Origin of the sequence: Pseudomonas sp. ZY71 (assembly GCF_036542145.1) — a bacterium.
Classification (GTDB): Bacteria; Pseudomonadota; Gammaproteobacteria; order Pseudomonadales; family Pseudomonadaceae; genus Aquipseudomonas; species Aquipseudomonas koreensis_A.
The window spans coordinates 1,266,739-1,285,995 of sequence record NZ_CP144274.1; the positions used below are offsets into that span (position 1 = coordinate 1,266,739).

Sequence of the window (19,257 nt, forward strand, 5' to 3'; positions counted from 1 at the left end):
GTAAAAGCTTTTTATAAAAAAATTGAGGAGCACATCTAATGCGCGTCATTCTGCTGGGAGCTCCCGGGGCCGGTAAAGGTACTCAGGCTAAGTTCATCACCGAAAAATTCGGCATTCCACAAATTTCCACCGGCGACATGCTGCGTGCAGCGGTCAAGGCCGGTACTCCACTGGGCGTGCAAGCCAAGAGCATCATGGATGCCGGCGGCCTGGTGTCGGATGACCTGATCATCGCACTGGTTCAGGACCGTATCGCTCAACCAGACTGCGCCAACGGTTTCCTGTTCGACGGCTTCCCGCGCACCATTCCGCAGGCTGAAGCCCTGGTGACTGCCGGCGTTGAGCTGGATGCTGTGGTTGAAATCGCTGTTGAAGACGAAGAAATCGTGCAACGCATCGCCGGCCGTCGTGTTCACGAAGCCAGCGGCCGCGTTTACCACATCGTCTACAACCCGCCGAAAATCGCCGGCAAAGACGACATCACCGGCGAAGAGCTGGTACAGCGCAAGGACGACACCGAAGAAACCGTGCGTCATCGCCTGTCGGTCTACCACTCGCAGACCAAGCCGCTGGTGGAGTTCTATCAGAGCCTGTCCGCGAAAAACGCTGGCAAGCCGAAGTACAGCCACATCCCGGGCGTTGGTTCGGTCGATGCGATCACCGCCAAGGTGCTGGCCGCGCTGAGCTGAAAAGTCTGAACCGCAGCATCATCCACGGCCCGCTTGCGGGCCGTAGTTGTTTATACTGACGCACTTTTTCCCTTCCCTGTTTTGGAAACATCGATGAGCACCTTGCTGGCCCTGGACACCGCGACTGAAGCTTGCTCCGTTGCCTTGCTGCATGACGGCAAGGTCACGAGCCATTACGAGGTGATCCCGCGCCTGCACGCGCAGAAGCTGCTGCCGATGATCCAGCAATTGCTGGCCGACGCCGGCACCACGTTGCAAGCGGTCGATGCGATTGCCTTCGGTCGCGGGCCTGGCGCGTTCACGGGTGTGCGGATCGCCATTGGTGTGATGCAGGGTTTGGCGTTTGCGCTGGATCGTCCGGTGTTGCCAGTGTCCAACCTCGCGGTGCTGGCGCAGCGAGCGTTGCGTCAACATGGCGTGAGCCAGGTCGCGGCGGCCATCGATGCGCGGATGGATGAAGTGTATTGGGGCTGCTACCGCGAGACGGCGGGGGAGATGCGCCTCGTGGGTGCCGAAGCGGTGTTGCCACCGGAAGTCGCGGCGCTGCCGGCCGATGCCAGTGGCGACTGGTTCGGCGCCGGCACCGGTTGGGGTTATGCCGAGCGCATTGCGGTCGATTTGACGGGTTCCGACGCCGGCATGTTGCCCCACGCCGAAGACCTGCTGACGCTGGCGCGTTTTGCCTGGGAACGCGGCGAATCGATCCCGGCGGATGACGCGCAACCGGTTTACCTGCGCGACAAAGTCGCCACCCCGAAAGCCCGCTGATTCACCACTTTACCTGTGGGAGCGAGCTTGCTCGCGAAGGCGTCGGGTCAGCCTATATCAATGTTGCATGTGCTGAAATCTTCGCGAGCAAGCTCGCTCCCACAGGGAATTAAGTCGCCCGCGAATCCGCCAATCGTCAGTTTGTAACCCCTCGCTTTAAACCTTTTGCGCTTTATGTGTTCTAGTTATCACTCGGCGGTTTGCTAAGTCGGTCAAGTGCCGCTAAATTGCCATCATCGATACCGAGCATGAAATTATGCGTATAGACGGCCTTTCCTCTCAGTCCTACCCCATCAAGCGCAAGCCTCGCAAAGGCCATGTGACTGTGGATGAGTCCGTCGACGATATCGACGGCGAGCTGGAATTCCCGACTGAAGAGCAATTGGCCGCCCGCGCTGCCAAAGCCTCGGCCCAACGCCTGAGCAATCTGCCTGCCCGTCAGCAAGACATGATCTACCACCGTGCGATGAAAAAAAGCGTAGCGATGGCCTTGGCCAGTTACCTGAGCACTGCCGGTTTTGTCGATTGGGATGCAGACGTGCTGGGCCTCGATCTGTACATCTGATGGATCTGCCTTACTACCTCGGTTGCCCGTCCTGGAGCGAAAACGCCTGGCGCGAGTATCTGTACCCGGTAGACGCCAAAACCTCTGATTTCCTCGGTCTCTATTCGCAAGTGTTCAACGCCGTTGAAGGCAACACCACCTTCTACGCCAGCCCGTCGCCCGCCACTGTGCAGCGTTGGGCTGAGGTGATGCCCGAACACTTTCGCTTCACCGCCAAATTCCCCGGCGACATCAGCCACAGCGGTGATCTGCGCGAGCAACTGATCGCCGCCGAAACCTTCCTGCAATTACTCAAGCCTCTCGGTGAGCGCGTCTCGCCGATGTGGTTGCAACTGTCGAAAAGCTTCACACCGCATCGGCTGCCGGAACTGGCGGCGTTCATCGATGCGCTGGATTGCCCGCTGGCGGTGGAAGTGCGGCATGAACAGTTCTTCGCCAAGGGCGAGAGCGAACGCTTGCTCAATCGCCTGTTGCTGGATCGTGGTGTTGAACGCATCTGCCTCGATCCGCGTGCGCTGTTCAGCTGCCTGTCGACCGAATCCTCGGTGATCCACGCGCAATCGAAAAAGCCGCGCGTGCCGACACGCCCGGCGGCGTTCACCCAGTTCCCGCAGGTGCGCTTTATCGGCCACCCCGAGCTGGAAGCCAACGACCCGTTTCTGCTGCCGTGGGTGGCGAAAATTGCCGAGTGGATCGAAGAGGGCCGTACGCCGTATATCTTCCTGCACACCGCCGACAACCTCCTGGCGGCGAAGCTGGCGCAACGTTTTCACGCACAACTGATGCAACGTTTGCCTGGCCTGCCAGCGCTGCCTGAGCTATACAGAGAACCCGCCGCGGAGCAACTTGGCCTGCTCTGAGGCGGATTTTTTCCTGCCCTGGAGCCTGCCGATGGATGCCCAAGCCTTTAAAGCACACGCCTTCAAAGCCCTGCATGAACGTCCGGGGATTTTCGTCATTCCCAATCCGTGGGATGCGGGGTCGGCGAAAATGCTCGCCAGTCTCGGCTATCAGGCCTTGGCAACGACCAGCGCCGGTTATGCGTTTTCCCAAGGCAAGGCCGATGGTGCGTTAAGTCTCGACGAGACCCTGGCCAATGTCCGCGCGATTGTCGCGGCCACCGATTTGCCGGTGGCGGTGGATCTGGAAAACGGTTTTGCCGATGACCCGGCCGAGGCTGCAAAAAGCCTGATTCGCGCAGCAGAGGCGGGTGCGGTGGGTGGTTCGATCGAAGACGCGACGGGCCGCGCGGATGCGCCGATCTATTGCTTCGAACACGCGGTGGCACGTATCGAAGCAGCCGTCGCCGCCGTGCGCACGCTGCCATTTCCCTTCATCCTGACTGCCCGCGCGGAAAATTATCTGCACGGCAACCCCGATATCAACGACACCATTCGCCGCTTGCAGGCCTTCGCCGAGGCCGGCGCTGACGTGTTGTACGCGCCAGGTTTGCGTAACGCCGAAGAAGTGCTGGCGGTGGTACGCGCGGTGGCGCCGAAACCGGTCAATGTGCTGATGTCCGGCGGCTTGAAACTGACCGTGCAGGAACTGCAGGAAATGGGCGTGCGCCGCATCAGTACCGGTTCTGCATTGGCGTTGGCAGCATTCGGCGAGTTCTTCCGCGCCGCTGAAGAGATCCAGCAATCGGGCACATTCGGCTTTACCTCGCAGTCGATGCCGTACGCCAAGGCCAATCAGTTTTTCAAAGGCTGAACATGGGGCGGTGGATATTCTGGCTGGTGCTGCTGATGATTGGCGGCGCTGCGGTCAGTGTCTGGCGCGGTTGGCTTGAAGTCCCGCCGCAATGGAATCCGTGGGCACCGCTGGACGTGAAAGCCGCGCCCAATTGGCTGACCGGCTACAAGCTGATGCGTTTGCGCAGTGATCCTGAGCTCTGCGCGCAGGCGTTAAGCAGCTCCGATCTGCGCGTCACACGTCAATCCGACAGTCCTGACGCCAAGTGCCCGCTGATCGGCGCCCTGCGCGTACAGGGCGGCGAGGCGGCGCTGAGCAGCAGTTTCCTCGCCAGTTGTCCGCTGGCGGTGGCCTACGCGATGTTTGAACACCACACCCTGCAACCCGCCGCTCAGTCTGTATACGGCCAGAAGGTCACACGTCTCGATCACCTCGGCAGCTTCGCCTGCCGCAATGTCTACAACCGCGAAAGCGGCGCGCTCAGCCGCCACGCCAGTGCCGATGCATTGGACATTGCCGGGTTTCGTCTGGCGGATGGCCGCAACATCAGCGTACTCAAGGACTGGCCCAAGCAAAATCAGCACGCGCAGTTTCTCCGTCAGGTGCGCGATGGCGCCTGCGAGGCGTTCAGTGTGGTGTTGAGTCCGGATTACAACGCCGCCCACCGCAATCACTTTCATGTCGATGTCGGGCGCTGGAGCGTGTGTCGCTGAGGTTTAAGCGGCGAGGCGCAGGTTCTGCAGAACGATCGGGCGTGCCCAGCCATTATCGAAGTCCAGCGCCTTCTGTTGCTCGACGATTTCTTCCGGCGCGAACGGCGGGTAAGGTTTTTGCAGCAGATCCAGATCGAATTCGGCAATCGGCAGGTACAGCGGTTTCTTCTGCGGTGCCGGACCTGGTTCTGGTGTTGGCTGACCGTTGTTGATCACCACCGGCCGCACCCAGCTGCTGTCGAAATCCTGTTGCTCTTGCTGAGCTTTGAGTTCTTCCGGCGGGAACGGTGGGAATGGCTTGTCCAGCAGGTCCATTTCGAATTCGGCGATCGGCAGGAACAGCGGCTCTGGTGGGCGCACTTCGGTTTCGACCACATCGCACTCGCGCTGGCTGATGATGTGCGCGTGCAGCTCACTGCCGATGGTCGGCTCTTCCGGGCTGTTCAGGTCAACCGGCGGAAATGTACCGCAGGCAGGCACCACTTCACTCGTCTGTTCGGCCAGCGCCTGGGCAAAGAAATCCTGCCACAGGTGACTGACGCCGCTCAGTGCTTGAGTGTTGTGACGGCTAAAGTCGCCATGGGGCGAAATGTAGCCAATCGATGTGGGAAGAATGCCTGACATTTTTTTCGGTTGACGCTCAGCTCTGGCAAAATGCGCGTTGAATGAGTTATCGGCGGTTTTTGCCGCTCCTTGAATTTTTGAGCGTGTTTTCCATGATTGAGCAACCCGCGGCCTGCCGCATCCATGTTCAGGCCCTCGGCCCTACGTTTGAAGCGCAAGCCGGGCAGTGGGCCGAGCGCTTGGGCCTGCCGCTTGAAGTGGCGGACGGCGAGTTTGCCTTGCAGGTCGGCGAGCAGGGTTTGCAGTTGCAACAGCTTGGCCCGGACGCACCGGGGCCGGTGCGCGTCGACTTCGTCGAGGGCGGCGCGGCACACCGGCGCTTATACGGTGGTGGCAGCGGGCAGATGATTGCCAAGGCTGTCGGCATTGCCCAAGGCGTGCGCCCACGGGTGCTGGATGCCACGGCGGGGCTGGGCAAGGATGCGTTTGTGCTGGCCAGTCTCGGTTGCGAAATGAGCCTGATCGAGCGCCAGCCGCTGATTGGCGCGCTGCTGGAAGATGGTCTGGCGCGGGCGGCGGAAGATTTTGATGTGGCGCCAATTGTGGCGCGGATGAAATTGCTCAAGGGCAACTCCATCGAAGTCATGCAGAACTGGGAAGGTGAGCCGCCGCAGGTGATCTATCTCGACCCGATGTTTCCGCATCGCGAGAAGACTGCGTTGGTGAAGAAGGAAATGCGTCTGTTCCGGCCGCTGGTGGGCGATGACCCGGATGCGCCGGCGCTGTTGCAGGCGGCGCTGGCCTTGGCGACGCACCGGGTGGTAGTCAAGCGGCCGCGCAAGGCGCCGTGCATTGAGGGGCCGAAGCCGAGTCATGCGCTGGATGGCAAATCGAGCCGGTATGACATTTACCCAAAGAAAGCGCTCAAACCTTAAAACCGAGTCGCTCCTATCGCGAGCAGGCTCACTCCTACAATTGATCTGTGGTGCACACAAATCCACTGTAGGAGTGAGCCTGCTCGCGATAGGGCCAGCCCAAACAGCGCAGAAGCTAAGGTTTGTACGCCCGCATAAACAAAGCCACCACTTCCTGAATATGGCTCTCTGCAGCCTCTTCACTCAACAGCTCCCCACACCCATACAACAAGCGAAAATTCCCCGCGCCCTTGATCAGGCAGAAGAAGTGCTCGGCGGCATTGCGCGGCAGATCGATGCTCAGCGCGCCGGTTTCGTGGATGCGCGTCAACAGCCGCTCCATGCCCTGCACCATGCGCTGCGGGCCGGCCTCGAAGAAGATCAGCGACAGCTTCGGGTCCTGACTGCCGAGTGCCATGATCAAGCGGTGCAAGTTCACCGACTCATCACTGTTGATCAGGTGATGAAAGCCTCGCGCAATGTTCAGCAACACATTTTCCACGGCGATGCCTTCGGGCAATTCGAAGAACAATGGCGGCAATTGCTCCTCGCATTTGGCCACCACGGCGGCGGAGAACAGCGTCTCCTTGTCGTTGAAATGGCTGTAGACCGTCAGCTTCGACACGCCCGCTTCGCTGGCGACCGCGTCCATGCTGGTGTTGGCATAGCCATGACTCAGAAAGAGAATTTTCGCCGCGTCGAGGATTGCCTGGCGCTTGGCCAGATCCTTGGGACGGCCCGGACCGTTTGGAGCTGAAAGATTGTTCGACATTCTTCGCTTTTAATACTGGACTGGTGAGTTTGCTATTAATAACATACCCGCCAGTATAATTATTCCAAGCACCATTAGCGAAAGGTCCGTCACCATGTTCCGCCATGCGTTGTCCCTCGCGTTGCCAGTGAGTCTGGCGTTCCTTTTGTCAGCGTGTGGTCAGGAAGAGGCGACGCAAGTCACCGTGCGACCGGCCATGGTGGTGCAGCCAGAGCCTTCGGCGCAGGCCATGGAAAGTTATCCGGGCGAGGTGCGTGCCCGCTATGAACCCGATCTGGCCTTTCGCATTGGCGGCAAAGTCAGCCGACGACTGGTCGATGAAGGTCAGCGCGTGAAGGCCGATCAGCCACTCGCCGAACTCGATCCGCAAGATGTACGCCTGCAACTGGAAGCTACCCGCGCCCAGGTCGCCGCCGCTGAAGCCAATCTCAATCTGGTGCGTGCCGAGCGTGATCGCTACAAAACCTTGATGGATCGGCAGATGGTCAGCCGCTCGGCTTACGACAATGCCGAAAACCTTTACCGCTCCGGTGAAGCCCGCCTCAAACAAATCAAAGCTGAATTCAACGTATCGACCAATCAGGCCAGTTACGCGGTACTGCGTGCGCCGCAGGATGGCGTGGTAGCCAAGCGTTCGGTCGAGGTGGGGCAGGTTGTCGCCGCCGGGCAAACCGTATTTACCCTCGCCACCGACGGCGAGCGCGAGGTGCTGATCAGCCTGCCGGAGCAGAGCTTCGGGCGCTTCAAGGTCGGTCAGCCGGTGACTGTTGAATTGTGGACGCAGCAAAACCAGCGCTTCGCTGGGCAGATCCGCGAACTGTCGCCCGCCGCCGATCCACGCTCACGCACCTTTGCTGCGCGTATCTCCTTCACCGGCGGCAAAGTCCCGGCCGAACTGGGCCAGAGCGCCCGTGTGTTTGTGCAATCGGCCGACAGCGTTTCCCTGTCGGTGCCGCTCTCGGCACTCACTGCCGAAAACGGCGCGACCTACGTCTGGGTCGTCAACGGCAACAACACCTTGAAGAAAACCCCGGTGCGCATCGGCCCGTTCGGCGAGAAAACCGTGCCGGTACTCGAAGGCTTGAACGCCAGCGACTGGGTAGTCGCCGCCGGTGTGCATGTGTTGCTCGAAGGGCAGCAGGTGCGTCCGGTGGATCGCTCCAACCGTGTGGTCAATCTGGCGGACAAGGAGTAAGCCCCGATGCGCTTCAACCTTTCCGAATGGGCGCTGCGTAATCGCCAGATCGTACTGTTCCTGATGCTTCTTCTGGCCATCGTTGGTGCCTTGTCCTACACCAAACTCGGCCAGAGCGAAGACCCGCCGTTCACTTTCAAAGCCATGGTGATTCAGACCCGTTGGCCGGGTGCGACGGCGCAGGAAGTCTCGCGGCAGGTCACCGAACGCATTGAAAAGAAACTGATGGAAACCGGTGAGTACGAACGCATCGTCTCGTTCTCGCGACCCGGTGAATCGCAAGTGACGTTCATTGCCCGCGACTCGATGCACTCCAAGGAAATCCCCGATCTTTGGTATCAGGTGCGCAAGAAGGTCAGTGATATTCGCCAGACGTTACCGCCGGATATTCAGGGGCCGTTCTTCAACGATGAATTCGGCACCACGTTCGGCAATATCTATGCGCTGACGGGTGACGGTTTCGATTACGCGGTGCTCAAGGATTACGCCGATCGCATCCAGATCCAGCTGCAGCGGGTCAAGGATGTCGGCAAGGTCGACTTGCTCGGTTTGCAGGACGAGAAGATCTGGGTCGAGCTGTCCAACGTCAAACTGGCGACCCTCGGCTTGCCGCTGGCGGCAGTGCAACAGGCGCTGCAAGAGCAGAACGCGGTGTCGACCGCCGGGTTTTTTGAAACCGGTAGCGAGCGCTTGCAACTACGGGTCTCAGGGAATTTTCAGACGGTCGAGGAGATAAAAAACTTCCCGATCCGCGTCGGCGATCGTACGTTCCGTATCTCCGATGTGGCCGACGTGCGTCGCGGTTTCAACGATCCACCGGCGCCGCGTATGCGCTTCATGGGCGAAGACGCGATTGGTCTCGCCGTGGCGATGAAGGATGGCGGTGACATTCTGGTGCTCGGCAAGGCGCTGGAAGGCGAGTTCTCGCGCATCCAGAAAAACCTTCCGGCCGGTATGCAATTGCGCAAGGTTTCCGACCAGCCGGCGGCGGTGAAAACCGGGGTCGGCGAGTTCGTTCAGGTACTGGTCGAAGCGCTGGCGATTGTCTTGCTGGTGAGCTTCTTCTCCCTCGGCGTGCGTACCGGCATGGTCGTGGCGCTGACCATTCCGCTGGTGCTGGCGATGACCTTCGCCTGCATGTATTACCTCGGCATCGGCCTGCACAAGATCTCCCTTGGCGCATTGGTGTTGGCGCTGGGCTTGCTGGTGGACGATGCGATCATCGCCGTGGAAATGATGGCGATCAAAATGGAGCAGGGCTTCGACCGCATCCGCGCGGCGAGCTACGCCTGGACCAGCACCGCGTTTCCGATGCTCACCGGCACATTGATTACTGCCGCCGGGTTTCTGCCGATTGCCACGGCGCAGTCCGGTACCGGCGAGTACACACGCTCGATCTTTCAAGTGGTGACCATCGCGTTGCTCGCGTCATGGGTGGCGGCGGTGGTGTTCGTGCCGTATCTGGGGGAAAAACTCCTGCCGGATCTGGCGAAAATTCATGCGGCCAAACATGGCACTGGCGATGGACAGCCAGATCCGTATGGCACGCCGTTTTATCAGCGGGTTCGGCGGCTGGTGGAGTGGTGCGTGATGCATCGCAAGACCGTAATCGTGCTGACGGTGGGGCTGTTTATCGCCTCGGTGATGTTGTTTCGCTTCGTTCCGCAGCAGTTTTTCCCGGCCTCAAATCGACTGGAGTTGATGGTCGATCTGAAGCTCGCTGAAGGTGCGTCGTTGGCCAATACCACTGGCGAGGTCAAACGGCTGGAGGCGATGCTCAAGGATCACGCCGGCATCGACAATTACGTGGCTTACGTCGGCACCGGCTCGCCGCGTTTCTATCTGCCGCTGGATCAGCAATTGCCGGCGGCGAGCTTCGCGCAGTTTGTGGTCTTGGCGAAGACCATCGAAGAGCGGGAAGCGCTGCGCAGCTGGTTGATTGAAACGCTGAACGAACAGTTCCCCGCTTTGCGTTCGCGGGTTACACGACTTGAAAACGGCCCGCCGGTTGGCTATCCGGTGCAGTTCCGCGTCACCGGTGAACACATCGAAGAAGTCCGCGCATTGGCGCGCAAGGTGGCGGCCAAGGTTCGCGAGAATCCGCATGTGGTCAACGTGCATCTGGATTGGGAAGAGCCGAGCAAGGTTGTTTATCTGAACATCGATCAGGATCGCGCTCGGGCATTGGGTGTAAGCACGGCCAATCTGGCGAAATTCCTGCAGAGTTCGTTGACCGGGTCGAGTGTCAGTCAGTATCGCGAAGACAATGAGTTGATCGAGATTCTGTTGCGCGGCACGGTGCATGAACGCACCGAATTGTCGTTGTTGCCGAGTCTGGCGGTGCCGACGGATAACGGCCGCAGTGTGGCGTTGTCGCAGATTGCCACGCTGGAATATGGCTTTGAGGAGGGGATTATCTGGCACCGCAATCGCCTGCCGAACGTGACCGTGCGCGCGGATATTTATGGCAAGGAGCAGCCGGCGACGTTGGTCAAGCAGATCATGCCGACACTGGATTCGATTCGCGCCGAGTTGCCGGATGGTTATCTGTTGGATGTCGGCGGTACGGTGGAGGATTCCGAGCGTGGGCAGAAGTCGGTGAATGCCGGGGTGCCGATGTTCATTGTCGTGGTGCTGACGCTGTTGATGGTGCAGTTGCGCAGTTTTTCGCGCACGGCGATGGTGTTTTTGACGGCGCCTTTGGGGTTGATCGGGGTGACGCTGTTTTTGATGGTGTTCCGTCAGCCGTTCGGGTTTGTGGCGATGTTGGGGACGATTGCGTTGTCCGGGATGATCATGCGTAATTCGGTGATTCTGGTGGATCAGATTGAGCAGGATATTGCTTCGGGGCTTAAGCCTTGGCAGGCGATTATCGAGGCTACGGTGCGACGCTTCAGGCCGATTGTGTTGACGGCGTTGGCGGCGGTTTTGGCGATGATTCCGTTGTCGCGGAGTGTGTTTTTTGGGCCGATGGCGGTGGCGATCATGGGCGGGTTGATTGTTGCGACGGCGTTGACGCTGTTGTTTTTGCCTGCTTTGTATGCGGCTTGGTTCCGGGTGCGTAAGGACGCTTGATTGTTTTGTGACGTGGCGGCCTTCGGGCCGACCATGCTCTGGTTGTTCTTTGTGAATATCCGTTGCTTCGGGGGCTGCCGCTGGCGGTTTCGCTCTTACAGCGAGTCCCTTTGGCAAACGCCCCAAAGGAACCAAAGGTCTGTGCCCTGACGTTCGGCCCCGCTCGCTGGGGCTCGGGGTTCCTTCGCTCCGGGATCGATCCGGGGGCATCGCTTCCGGTTTGCTTCGCTGCACCTCCTTTCGATGTGTTCGACTTCGTCGAACGGTCGCTGCGCTCCCACCCCCGGATCAATCCCTCCACTCAGCCTGCCGACGGGCCTTCAGATCAAGATCAAAAGCCGCAGCCGAGCTAACGCTCATCCTGTTGAGTGGTGAGGAGCAGAAGCGATCTGCTCTCGCTTTTCTGTGGGAGCGAGCCTGCTCGCGAAGGCGGCCTGACAGCCGACCTGTTTTCCGCAGGTGTACCCCATCCAACTGTAGGAGCAAGCCTGCTCGCGAAAGCGGCCTGACAGCCGACCTGTTTTCCGCAGGTGTACCCCATCCAACTGTAGGAGTGAGCCTGCTCGCGAAGGCGGCCTGACAGCCGACCTGTTTTCCGCAGGTGTACTCAATCCAACTGTAGGAGTGAGCCTGCTCGCGAAGGCGGCCTGACAGCCGACCTGTTTTCTGCTGGTGTACTCAATCCAACTGAGCGAGCCTGCTCGCGAAGGCGACCCGACAGCCGACCTGTTTTCCGCAGATGTACCCCATCCAACTGTGGGAGCGAGCCTGCTCGCGAAGGCGACCCGACAGCCGACCTGTTTTCCGCAGATGTACTCAATCCAACTGTGGGAGCGAGCCTGCTCGCAAAGGCGGCCCGACAGCCGACCTGTTTTCCGCAGGTGTACCCCATCCAACTGGAGCGAGCCTGCTCGCGAAGGCGGCCCGACAGCCGACCTGTTTTCCGCAGGTGTACCCCATCCAACTGTAGGAGTGAGCCTGCTCGCGAAAGCGGCCTGACAGCCGACCTGTTTCTGCAGATGTACCCCATCCAACTGTAGGAGCGAGCCTGCTCGCGAAAGCGGCCCGACAGCCGACCTGTTTTCCGCAGGTGTACTCAATCCAACTGTAGGAGCGAGCCTGCTCGCGAAGGCGACCCGACAGCCGACCTGTTTTCCGCAGATGTACTCAATCCAACTGTGGGAGCGAGCCTGCTCGCGAAGGCGACCCGACAGCCGACCTGTTTTCCGCAGATGTACCCCATCCAACTGTAGGAGCGAGCCTGCTCGCGAAGGCGGCCTGACAGCCGACCAGTCTCTAGCTGACGACCATAGCCCGCTCTGCCTCCGCCACTTCCTACATTTTTTTCAGAAACCTCCGATATTGAGTCTGGGTGCCGCGAGTGCTGTACTCAAGCCTCTGCTTTTCCAGAGTCCTTGAGTCCGCCTTGATGAAAAAGCCTCCACCCTTGAAGGGCCGATCCGACCCGGTGTTTGACTTATTGGTGCGCCCGCCCCACAAACATCGTCTGGCTGATTATCTTGCGCTGCTCAAACCGCTCGATGATCAAGGTCGTTATCTGCCATTCGAAGCGTTGCGTTATCGCTGGGCGTCGGGTCTGGATGCCAGGCTGTGCTGGGCGTTGGTCAAGAAGGCGCGGGCGGCCCAGTACATTAACCTTCTGCCACTGGGCGAGCCGGTGCAGTGGGGCAAGTATCTGTTGACGCCGCTGGCACAGAAAACCATCTCCATCGTCGATCGGCAGGCCAGTACCGCAGCGCTGGAATACATGACCAGCCAGATTGGCGAGCGGGCGCATTTCAGTTATCAGCTGAACGATCTGATCGAAGACGAGGCCATCGCCAGTAGTCAGCTGGAGGGCGCGGCGACTACCACGCGCGTGGCCAAGGACATGCTCAAGCGGCAGCGTCTGCCCCGTACTCCGGATGAGCGCATGGTGTTGGGTAATTACCGGATGATGAATTTTGCCTGGGAGATGCGTTACCAACCCATGAGCGTGGAGTTGATTGCGGCGATTCATCGGGTGGGTGTCGAGGGTATCGATGACGAGCAGTATTCCCCCGGGGTGTTCAGGATCAATGACGAAGTGGTCGTTCAGGACGGGGCGGGCAACACGGTGCACCGGCCGCCACCTGCAGCAGGATTGGTGTCGCGGCTTGAGCGACTGTCGCACTGGATCAACCTGCCCGAAGGCTCACCGCAAGAGACGAGCTACCTGCATCCACTGATCAAGGCAATCACGCTGCATTTTGCTTTGGGCTACGAACATCCCTTTCGCGACGGCAACGGGCGGGTCGCCAGGGCGTTGTTTTACTGGTTCATGTTCAAGAACGAGTTTGCGGGGTTTCGCTACGTAGCGATCAGTTTGTTACTGCGTAATGCGCCGGTGAAATACGGACGTTCATACCTGCATACCGAGGCGGATGAGTTGGATCTGACGTACTTCATCGAATTCCAGTGTTCGGTGATCCAGCGAGCGGTGCTCGGGTTTACCGATGTTTACCGCAAGAGCGTGGGGTGCACCGAAGCGTTCGAGCGCAGGCTGAAGAATGGCGGCTTCTTTGAGCAACTCACGGAAAAACAACGCGCGTTGTACGAGGTGGCCAAAAACGGAGTGGCGAAGGAGTTCACCGTGAGCAATGTGGCTGAGAATTTTGCTTGCTCGTATAGCGAGGCGGCGTCGGCACTAGAGGGATTAGACGAGTTGCGGGTTTTTGAACGAAGGAAGATGGGGCGGGAGTGGGTGTTCTTTTTACGTAGTCCTGTAGGTGGATGTAAGCATGGGAGCGAATTCCTTCGCCCCCATGTCGTGACCGCTTAAAGCGTGCCGAACACCTTCTTCGCCAGACTGGTCGCTGCAGCGGCCGGGTTTTTACGGAGGGTTTCTTCCTGTTTGCCGATCATTTCGAACAAGCCATTGAGCGCTTGTTCGGTGACGTAGTTTTCGACATTGGCGCTCTTCGCATCAACAACGCCAAACGCAGCAGCCTGACCAGCAAACGAGTTGTACTTCTGCGCCACGCCAACCTTGTCGGTCGCTTGCTTGACGATCGGCAGGAACTTGGCGCGGATCTGTTCGCGGCTGGATTTGTCGAGGTATTGCGTGGCCGAGTCCTTGCCGCCGCTGAGGATGCCTTTGGCGTCTGCCACGCTCATATTCTTCACGGCGTCGACGAGGATTGGCTGGGCTTGAGTCACGGCGGATTCGGCCGCTTTGTTCATCGCGGTTTCCAGCTCTTCAACCTGGGCGCCCATGCCGAAGGCTTTCATCTTGCTCGCGGCTTTGCCGAGTTTGCCCGGCAGTTCGATCTTCACGTCGGGGTTGTTGCTGAAACCGCCGGGTGTGCCGAGTTGTTTGACGGCGATTTGCGCGCCTTGGGTCAGGGCATCCTTGAGGCCGCCGGTGGCGTCTTGTTGCGACAGGTCACTGAGCGACAGCGCCAGCGCGCTGGCGGAGATCATCAGGCCTGCGCACAGGCCGGCGAAGCGGAGGGTAGGGCGGAACATGGCGGCTTCCTTGTTGCGGAAAAGGGCTGCGGAAAATGAATTAACGAACGGCGTCGACGCGGATTTTCAGCGGCTGCGGGTCGTTACCGTCGAGTTGCACGGCATGGTTTTCGGTGGTGATGAACATCAGTTCGCCGTTGATTTCAATGCGCGCACTGACCGAGTAGCGATGGCCGGGTTTGACCTGGGCGGGATCGTAGCTCAAGTGGAAGGGCAGTGGCACCTGGCCTTTGATCGGGCCTTTCTGCTCGTCCAGCACCACGGCTGGCGCATCGGCGAGGGAAACGTCTTGCAGGCTCACGCTCAAGGTCGCGCTCGGTGGCAAAGCGATGCGTTGCAGGTAGAACACTTCGCCATCGAGGCTGGCCTTGCCGGCGGGAGTGGTCGATTGGCAGGCGCTCAACAGCGTGGCGGCGGCGAGAAGGGTGAGTTTTTTCATCGGAACCTCTAATACTTTTGCGCCGGAAGAATCCCGGCGCCGAAGAGAAATCTAGCGGATTTTGCCACCAGCGTCAGTGAACAAACGTAAGGGTTTCTGCAGATAGTGCGAAATCCAGAGGGATAACCGTGAACTCGACTGATGCGCAACCGGCGCAAGTTCGACATGCCATGGCGTTACCGGAATCGATTGGTGATAGCGGTTTTCAATACCGCTTAATTCATAGCGTTTACCGGCGATGACGCTACCCGGATCGTATTGCAGATAAAACGAGGTAGCTGTTTGTTCATCATGCATGACACGGGCAAGTTCCATTTCGGGATGGCCAACATCGTGCAGGCTGATCGTTACGGCTTCATGTTCAGCGATTGCCTGGGGCGCTTGAACTTCCACATACAGGAAGCCAATCGGGCTGAGGTGCAGCGTCTGCCGATGTGGAGCTGCGTTGACGATAACGAAGTAGTCCAGTTCCACCAACAAAGGCTGTTGCTCGTGAAACATCTGGACGTTGATCTGATACTTCACGCCGACGTCGCTGTAGTGATGCGGGAAGGAGAACTTCCAGCCCACATCGAAGATTGAAGAATGTCGCCAGTCCTTGATGTTTATTGCAGAAGTGGAATTGGCGACTTTGACGCTGACCACCGTTTCATTCACACCGCCTGCGGGCGCGCGGAAGTCAGTGGGCAAACGGAAGTCGACGGTGACGATGGAAGTTTGTTCGGGTAATAGGCTCATCTCGATATCCTTATCGCGATTATTGAAGTGAGCCTATTTATCCACGAATCAACTAACGGGAGAACCCGCCGGGGCGCCCGTTAGTTGTCGACAAGTGTCAGACCTCGGTGGTCACTGCGGTTTCCGCCGCATCTTCACTGCGATGCAACGCCACCTGACGGATCGACAAACGAATATCCGCCGGTAGTACTCGCTTGGCCGCACCCTCAGCCAGTTCGCCGAGCAGCTCGTGATAGCTCAGCTTGCCGGCCTCGTCGCGACGCAGCACGTCGAGGTCGAGCATCGTCTGGATGAAGTGACGGAACAGACTCTTGTCGAAGAACTCCGGCGCATTCAGGCCGTGTAGGATCGACAGGCGCTGAGCCATGACCGTACAGAGGTCTTCCAGCTCTTCGGCGCTGATGCTGTTCTGGCCGCTGTTGAGCAGCAAGGACACGGTCATGTAGAAGCGCTGCAAGGTCTGGGCGATGCTCTTCGACAGCAGCGTCAGCAGGACGAAGTGCCGCGAACTTGGCGCCGGACGCAGGTACACATCCTTCTCGAAACGCAGCAGGCCTTGCTCGACGAACGCTTCGAGCCACTGATCAACCACACCGTCCAACTCATCCAGCGTCCAGCGAATGAACAGCTCCGACTGCAAGTACGGATACAGCGCGCGGGTGTAGCGCAGGATCTGTTCGCGGCTCATGCGCGAGGCACTCTGGAAGAAACTCGCGAGCAGTGCCGGCAACGCGAAGATGTGCAACACGTTGTTGCGGTAGTAAGTCATCAGGACGGCATTCTGCTCATCCAGATAGAGAATCTTGCCCAGCGCATCGTTCTGCTCGGCGAGCAGGTCCATGTCCTTCACATGCTCGATCAGCGCGCGGCCATCGCCTTCCGGCAGCGTGGTGTGCGGCGAGTACGGGACTTTGCGCAGCAGCGCCAGGTACAGATCCAGCACTCGCGCCATGGCGCGATCATCCAGCGCCAGACGCGTAGTCGACAGTAGCGCCAGCGCCACCAGGTTGACCGGGTTGATCGCCGCCGCTTCGTTCAGATGCTGCGCGACTTTCTCGCCGAGGCGATTGGTGGTTTCGTTGAGCCACGCCGGTTTGTACTGCGGGCCGAGTTCCTGCTGGCGCCAGTCCGGTTGCTCGGCGTCGAGGAATTCCGCCAGTTTGATTGGCTCACCGAAGTTCACTGCGACCTGACCGAAACGCTGCTTGAGCGCGCCGATGACTTTGAAAATATCAAAGATCGATTCTTTCTTCTTGCTCGCGCCGCGCAGTTCGCCGAGGTAAGTTCGACCTTCCAGCACGCGCTCATAACCGATGTACACCGGCACAAACACGATCGGCATGCGCGACGAACGCAGGAAGCTGCGCAGGGTGATGGCGAGCATGCCGGTTTTCGGTTGCAGCATGCGCCCGGTGCGCGAGCGCCCACCCTCAACGAAATACTCGACCGGGAAACCTTTGGTGAACAGCGTGTGCAGGTACTCGTTGAACACCGAGGTGTACAGCGGATTGCCCTTGAACGTGCGGCGCATGAAGAACGCGCCGCCACGGCGCAGCAAGCTGCCGATCACCGGCATGTTCAGGTTGATCCCGGCGGCAATGTGCGGCGGGGTCAGGCCGTTGCGGAACAGCAAATACGAGAGCAGCAGGTAGTCGATGTGGCTGCGGTGGCACGGCACGTAGATCACTTCGTGACCTTGCGCGACTTTCTGCACGCCTTCGATGTGGTTGACCTTGATGCCGTCGTAAATCTTGTTCCAGAACCAGCTCAGCACCACTTCAAGGAAGCGGATCGCGGTGTAGGTGTAGTCCGACGCGATTTCGTTGCCGTAACGCAGGGCCTGCGCCTTGGCTTTCTCCGGCGAGATGTTTTCGCGCTCGGCTTCGTCGAGGATCGCTTGCTTGACCAACGGCTGGTTGAGCAGGCCTTTGACCAGGTTACGGCGGTGGGAAATGTCCGGGCCGATGACCGCGGCTTTGAGGTTGCGGAAGTGCACGCGCAGAATGCGCTGGGCCATGCGCACGGTGCGTTCGTGGCCCTTGTTGTGCTCGATCAGTTCACGCAGGTGGATCGGCGCGGAGAACTGCACGCGGGTTTTACGCCCCAGGACGATGATGCTCAGTAGCCGACGCAGACGTCCGGTAACGGCCCAGCTGTCGGCGAACAGCAGCTTCCACGGACTGTTTTCGCTGTCCGGCGATTGGCCCCAGAACACGCTGACCGGGATGATTTGCGCATCTTCGGCAGCATTCTGGGTGAGCGCGCTGACCAGGCGGGTCAGGGTCGGCGGCGCACCGCGTTTGTCCTGACGGCCGAGCCAGTCCGGATCCGGCGTCAGGTAGAAGAACGCCGCCGGTTCGATCAGCGAACCCACCGATACCGGCAGCACCGGACGCGGCAGACCGGCCTTGGTGCACTCGGTGTCGAGCACGGCCAGATCGGTCAGCGAAGGGTTTTGCAGGACGTAGAACACCGGACGACTGCGGTCGAGGTTGAGGGTGAACGACGACTGGTTGATCGTCTCCGAGCGGACCCAGAGGTACAACAGTCGGCGCAGGGTGCCAAACACAAGACGGCGGAACGGGGAACGGGTCATACGGCTTCTGCATGAGTGGATAAAACCGAGCGTTTGCTCGGGAGGGCGATAGTGTGCCGGATTCACTGAAAATCGGCAAAAAAGCGGCGAAGTAATCTCCTGTTGAGACTTTCCGCACCTGTCATATACTCGGCGGTCTGTCGCCGGGGCCCTTTTATGGACGTCGGACGCAGGCTGACGTTCCTCTAAGGCTTTCCTGCGAAAAGCCTGTTCAATAATAAAAAAGGAGTATGAACAGATGGCAACACGTGAAACCGGCAACGTGAAGTGGTTCAACGACGCCAAAGGCTACGGTTTTATTCAGCGCGAAGACGGGGTGGACGTGTTCGTGCACTACCGCGCGATTCGTGGCGAAGGGCATCGGTCGCTGACCGAAGGCCAGCAGGTCGAGTACGCAGTGATTACTGGCGAGAAGGGTTTGCAGGCTGAGGATGTGGTAGGCCTGTAACACAAACCTCCAGAACGCCAAAAACCACTGTGGGAGCGAGCCTGCTCGCGAATGCGTAGTGTCAGTCGATATGAATGGTGACTGATACACCGCATTCGCGAGCAGGCTCGCTCCCACATGGGATCTATGTTGCCTGTTGTTACGCGGTTTTCCAGGTGATTTCTTCTTCACCGTCTGCGCTGATGCGCATCCAGCGATCCGCTGTCTCCTCACCTTCTTCTTCAACCCACGTCCCCGGCGCGCAACGCACTTCGACGTTCAGCGCAGCGAATGCGGCGCGGGCGCAGGCGATGTCGTCGTCCCACGGCGTCTGGTCGCTTTCCAGATACAGGCTGTTCCATTTGCCCACGGCTTTCGGCAGCCAGGTCACTGGCACGTTGCCGGCCTTGCACTTGTAAGTCTGGCCTTTCTGTACCCAGTCGCTGCACGGGCCCAACGCTTCGCCCAGCCAGGCCGAAATGGCCTTGTGGTCGACGTCGGCGTCTTTCAGGTAAATCTCGATGTCCGGTTGGCGCATGGATGTCCTCACTGCGGGTCTGAAAAATCCATTCGCGGATTTAGCCGGCCCCGGGCACTCGC

At 59.4% G+C, this 19,257-nt stretch carries 18 protein-coding genes; 11 read left to right on the plus strand and 7 right to left on the minus strand.

What is annotated here, in order from left to right; translation table 11 throughout:
- The first annotated feature begins 38 nt into the window (after window positions 1–38).
- The 6 genes from adk (at window position 39) to VY732_RS05475 (ending at window position 4,430) form a co-directional block, all read left to right on the plus strand.
- A complete protein-coding gene (gene adk, locus VY732_RS05450; RefSeq protein ID WP_008078383.1) occupies window positions 39–689 on the plus strand; it encodes an adenylate kinase in 651 nt (216 codons plus the stop codon).
- 93 nt (window positions 690–782) lie between these two features.
- A complete protein-coding gene (gene tsaB / locus VY732_RS05455; protein ID WP_331694864.1) occupies window positions 783–1,457 on the plus strand; it encodes a tRNA (adenosine(37)-N6)-threonylcarbamoyltransferase complex dimerization subunit type 1 TsaB in 675 nt (224 codons plus the stop codon).
- A 256-nt stretch (window positions 1,458–1,713) separates the two neighbouring features.
- Complete coding sequence (locus VY732_RS05460; protein ID WP_116028725.1) at window positions 1,714–2,022, plus strand: hypothetical protein; 309 nt, start codon at window positions 1,714–1,716, stop codon at window positions 2,020–2,022.
- Complete coding sequence (locus tag VY732_RS05465) at window positions 2,022–2,882, plus strand: DUF72 domain-containing protein (RefSeq protein WP_331694865.1); 861 nt, start codon at window positions 2,022–2,024, stop codon at window positions 2,880–2,882. The genes VY732_RS05460 and VY732_RS05465 overlap by 1 nt, the downstream gene beginning before the upstream one ends.
- A gap of 31 nt (window positions 2,883–2,913) precedes the next feature.
- Window positions 2,914–3,735 carry an isocitrate lyase/PEP mutase family protein gene (locus VY732_RS05470; protein ID WP_331694866.1) on the plus strand — a complete coding sequence of 274 codons (822 nt, stop codon included), beginning with the start codon at window positions 2,914–2,916 and terminating at the stop codon, window positions 3,733–3,735.
- A 2-nt stretch (window positions 3,736–3,737) separates the two neighbouring features.
- Window positions 3,738–4,430 carry an extensin-like domain-containing protein gene (locus VY732_RS05475; protein WP_331694867.1) on the plus strand — a complete coding sequence of 231 codons (693 nt, stop codon included), beginning with the start codon at window positions 3,738–3,740 and terminating at the stop codon, window positions 4,428–4,430.
- A 3-nt stretch (window positions 4,431–4,433) separates the two neighbouring features.
- On the opposite strand, the gene VY732_RS05480 is transcribed toward VY732_RS05475, so the two are convergent.
- Entirely contained in the window at window positions 4,434–5,054 is a 621-nt protein-coding gene (locus tag VY732_RS05480) for an energy transducer TonB (protein WP_331694868.1), read from the minus strand.
- A gap of 92 nt (window positions 5,055–5,146) precedes the next feature.
- Here VY732_RS05480 and VY732_RS05485 point away from each other — a divergent pair, with 92 nt between their 5' ends.
- A complete protein-coding gene (locus tag VY732_RS05485) occupies window positions 5,147–5,929 on the plus strand; it encodes a class I SAM-dependent methyltransferase (protein WP_122600895.1) in 783 nt (260 codons plus the stop codon).
- A gap of 115 nt (window positions 5,930–6,044) precedes the next feature.
- Here VY732_RS05485 and VY732_RS05490 read toward each other — a convergent pair whose 3' ends face one another.
- Complete coding sequence (locus tag VY732_RS05490; RefSeq protein ID WP_331694869.1) at window positions 6,045–6,680, minus strand: TetR/AcrR family transcriptional regulator; 636 nt, start codon at window positions 6,678–6,680, stop codon at window positions 6,045–6,047.
- A gap of 94 nt (window positions 6,681–6,774) precedes the next feature.
- Here VY732_RS05490 and VY732_RS05495 point away from each other — a divergent pair, with 94 nt between their 5' ends.
- The 3 genes from VY732_RS05495 (at window position 6,775) to VY732_RS05505 (ending at window position 13,771) form a co-directional block, all read left to right on the plus strand.
- The gene (locus tag VY732_RS05495; protein WP_150749458.1) at window positions 6,775–7,875 is read left to right on the plus strand and encodes an efflux RND transporter periplasmic adaptor subunit; all 1,101 of its coding nucleotides are present in this window, start codon (window positions 6,775–6,777) and stop codon (window positions 7,873–7,875) included.
- A 6-nt stretch (window positions 7,876–7,881) separates the two neighbouring features.
- The gene (locus VY732_RS05500; RefSeq protein WP_331694870.1) at window positions 7,882–10,950 is read left to right on the plus strand and encodes an efflux RND transporter permease subunit; all 3,069 of its coding nucleotides are present in this window, start codon (window positions 7,882–7,884) and stop codon (window positions 10,948–10,950) included.
- A 1,429-nt stretch (window positions 10,951–12,379) separates the two neighbouring features.
- Complete coding sequence (locus VY732_RS05505) at window positions 12,380–13,771, plus strand: Fic family protein (protein WP_331694871.1); 1,392 nt, start codon at window positions 12,380–12,382, stop codon at window positions 13,769–13,771.
- Here the strand turns inward: VY732_RS05505 and VY732_RS05510 are convergent.
- The 4 genes from VY732_RS05510 to plsB all read right to left on the minus strand — a co-directional run bounded on the left by VY732_RS05510 (window position 13,768) and on the right by plsB (window position 18,230).
- A complete protein-coding gene (locus tag VY732_RS05510; RefSeq protein ID WP_331694872.1) occupies window positions 13,768–14,457 on the minus strand; it encodes a DUF4197 domain-containing protein in 690 nt (229 codons plus the stop codon). The genes VY732_RS05505 and VY732_RS05510 overlap by 4 nt on opposite strands.
- A gap of 40 nt (window positions 14,458–14,497) precedes the next feature.
- Window positions 14,498–14,896 (minus strand): YbaY family lipoprotein, encoded by a 399-nt coding sequence (locus VY732_RS05515; protein ID WP_331694873.1) that lies wholly within the window; start codon window positions 14,894–14,896, stop codon window positions 14,498–14,500.
- Window positions 14,897–14,947: 51 nt separating this feature from the next.
- Complete coding sequence (locus VY732_RS05520) at window positions 14,948–15,634, minus strand: hypothetical protein (protein WP_331694874.1); 687 nt, start codon at window positions 15,632–15,634, stop codon at window positions 14,948–14,950.
- Between the two features lie 97 nt (window positions 15,635–15,731).
- A complete protein-coding gene (gene plsB / locus VY732_RS05525) occupies window positions 15,732–18,230 on the minus strand; it encodes a glycerol-3-phosphate 1-O-acyltransferase PlsB (RefSeq protein ID WP_331694875.1) in 2,499 nt (832 codons plus the stop codon).
- 238 nt (window positions 18,231–18,468) lie between these two features.
- On the opposite strand from plsB, the gene VY732_RS05530 reads away from it, so the two are divergent.
- A complete protein-coding gene (locus VY732_RS05530; RefSeq protein ID WP_007908870.1) occupies window positions 18,469–18,678 on the plus strand; it encodes a cold-shock protein in 210 nt (69 codons plus the stop codon).
- A 139-nt stretch (window positions 18,679–18,817) separates the two neighbouring features.
- On the opposite strand, the gene VY732_RS05535 is transcribed toward VY732_RS05530, so the two are convergent.
- Entirely contained in the window at window positions 18,818–19,195 is a 378-nt protein-coding gene (locus VY732_RS05535; RefSeq protein ID WP_064120729.1) for a hypothetical protein, read from the minus strand.
- Between the last annotated feature and the right edge of the window lie 62 nt (window positions 19,196–19,257).

Coding starts and splice junctions, on each gene's coding strand:
- adk (WP_008078383.1), top strand. CDS start 39: ATGCGCGTCATTCTGCTGGGAGCTCCCGGGGCCGGTAAAGGTACTCAG.
- tsaB (WP_331694864.1), top strand. CDS start 783: ATGAGCACCTTGCTGGCCCTGGACACCGCGACTGAAGCTTGCTCCGTT.
- VY732_RS05460 (WP_116028725.1), top strand. CDS start 1,714: ATGCGTATAGACGGCCTTTCCTCTCAGTCCTACCCCATCAAGCGCAAG.
- VY732_RS05465 (WP_331694865.1), top strand. CDS start 2,022: ATGGATCTGCCTTACTACCTCGGTTGCCCGTCCTGGAGCGAAAACGCC.
- VY732_RS05470 (WP_331694866.1), top strand. CDS start 2,914: ATGGATGCCCAAGCCTTTAAAGCACACGCCTTCAAAGCCCTGCATGAA.
- VY732_RS05475 (WP_331694867.1), top strand. CDS start 3,738: ATGGGGCGGTGGATATTCTGGCTGGTGCTGCTGATGATTGGCGGCGCT.
- VY732_RS05480 (WP_331694868.1), bottom strand. CDS start 5,054: ATGTCAGGCATTCTTCCCACATCGATTGGCTACATTTCGCCCCATGGC.
- VY732_RS05485 (WP_122600895.1), top strand. CDS start 5,147: ATGATTGAGCAACCCGCGGCCTGCCGCATCCATGTTCAGGCCCTCGGC.
- VY732_RS05490 (WP_331694869.1), bottom strand. CDS start 6,680: ATGTCGAACAATCTTTCAGCTCCAAACGGTCCGGGCCGTCCCAAGGAT.
- VY732_RS05495 (WP_150749458.1), top strand. CDS start 6,775: ATGTTCCGCCATGCGTTGTCCCTCGCGTTGCCAGTGAGTCTGGCGTTC.
- VY732_RS05500 (WP_331694870.1), top strand. CDS start 7,882: ATGCGCTTCAACCTTTCCGAATGGGCGCTGCGTAATCGCCAGATCGTA.
- VY732_RS05505 (WP_331694871.1), top strand. CDS start 12,380: ATGAAAAAGCCTCCACCCTTGAAGGGCCGATCCGACCCGGTGTTTGAC.
- VY732_RS05510 (WP_331694872.1), bottom strand. CDS start 14,457: ATGTTCCGCCCTACCCTCCGCTTCGCCGGCCTGTGCGCAGGCCTGATG.
- VY732_RS05515 (WP_331694873.1), bottom strand. CDS start 14,896: ATGAAAAAACTCACCCTTCTCGCCGCCGCCACGCTGTTGAGCGCCTGC.
- VY732_RS05520 (WP_331694874.1), bottom strand. CDS start 15,634: ATGAGCCTATTACCCGAACAAACTTCCATCGTCACCGTCGACTTCCGT.
- plsB (WP_331694875.1), bottom strand. CDS start 18,230: ATGACCCGTTCCCCGTTCCGCCGTCTTGTGTTTGGCACCCTGCGCCGA.
- VY732_RS05530 (WP_007908870.1), top strand. CDS start 18,469: ATGGCAACACGTGAAACCGGCAACGTGAAGTGGTTCAACGACGCCAAA.
- VY732_RS05535 (WP_064120729.1), bottom strand. CDS start 19,195: ATGCGCCAACCGGACATCGAGATTTACCTGAAAGACGCCGACGTCGAC.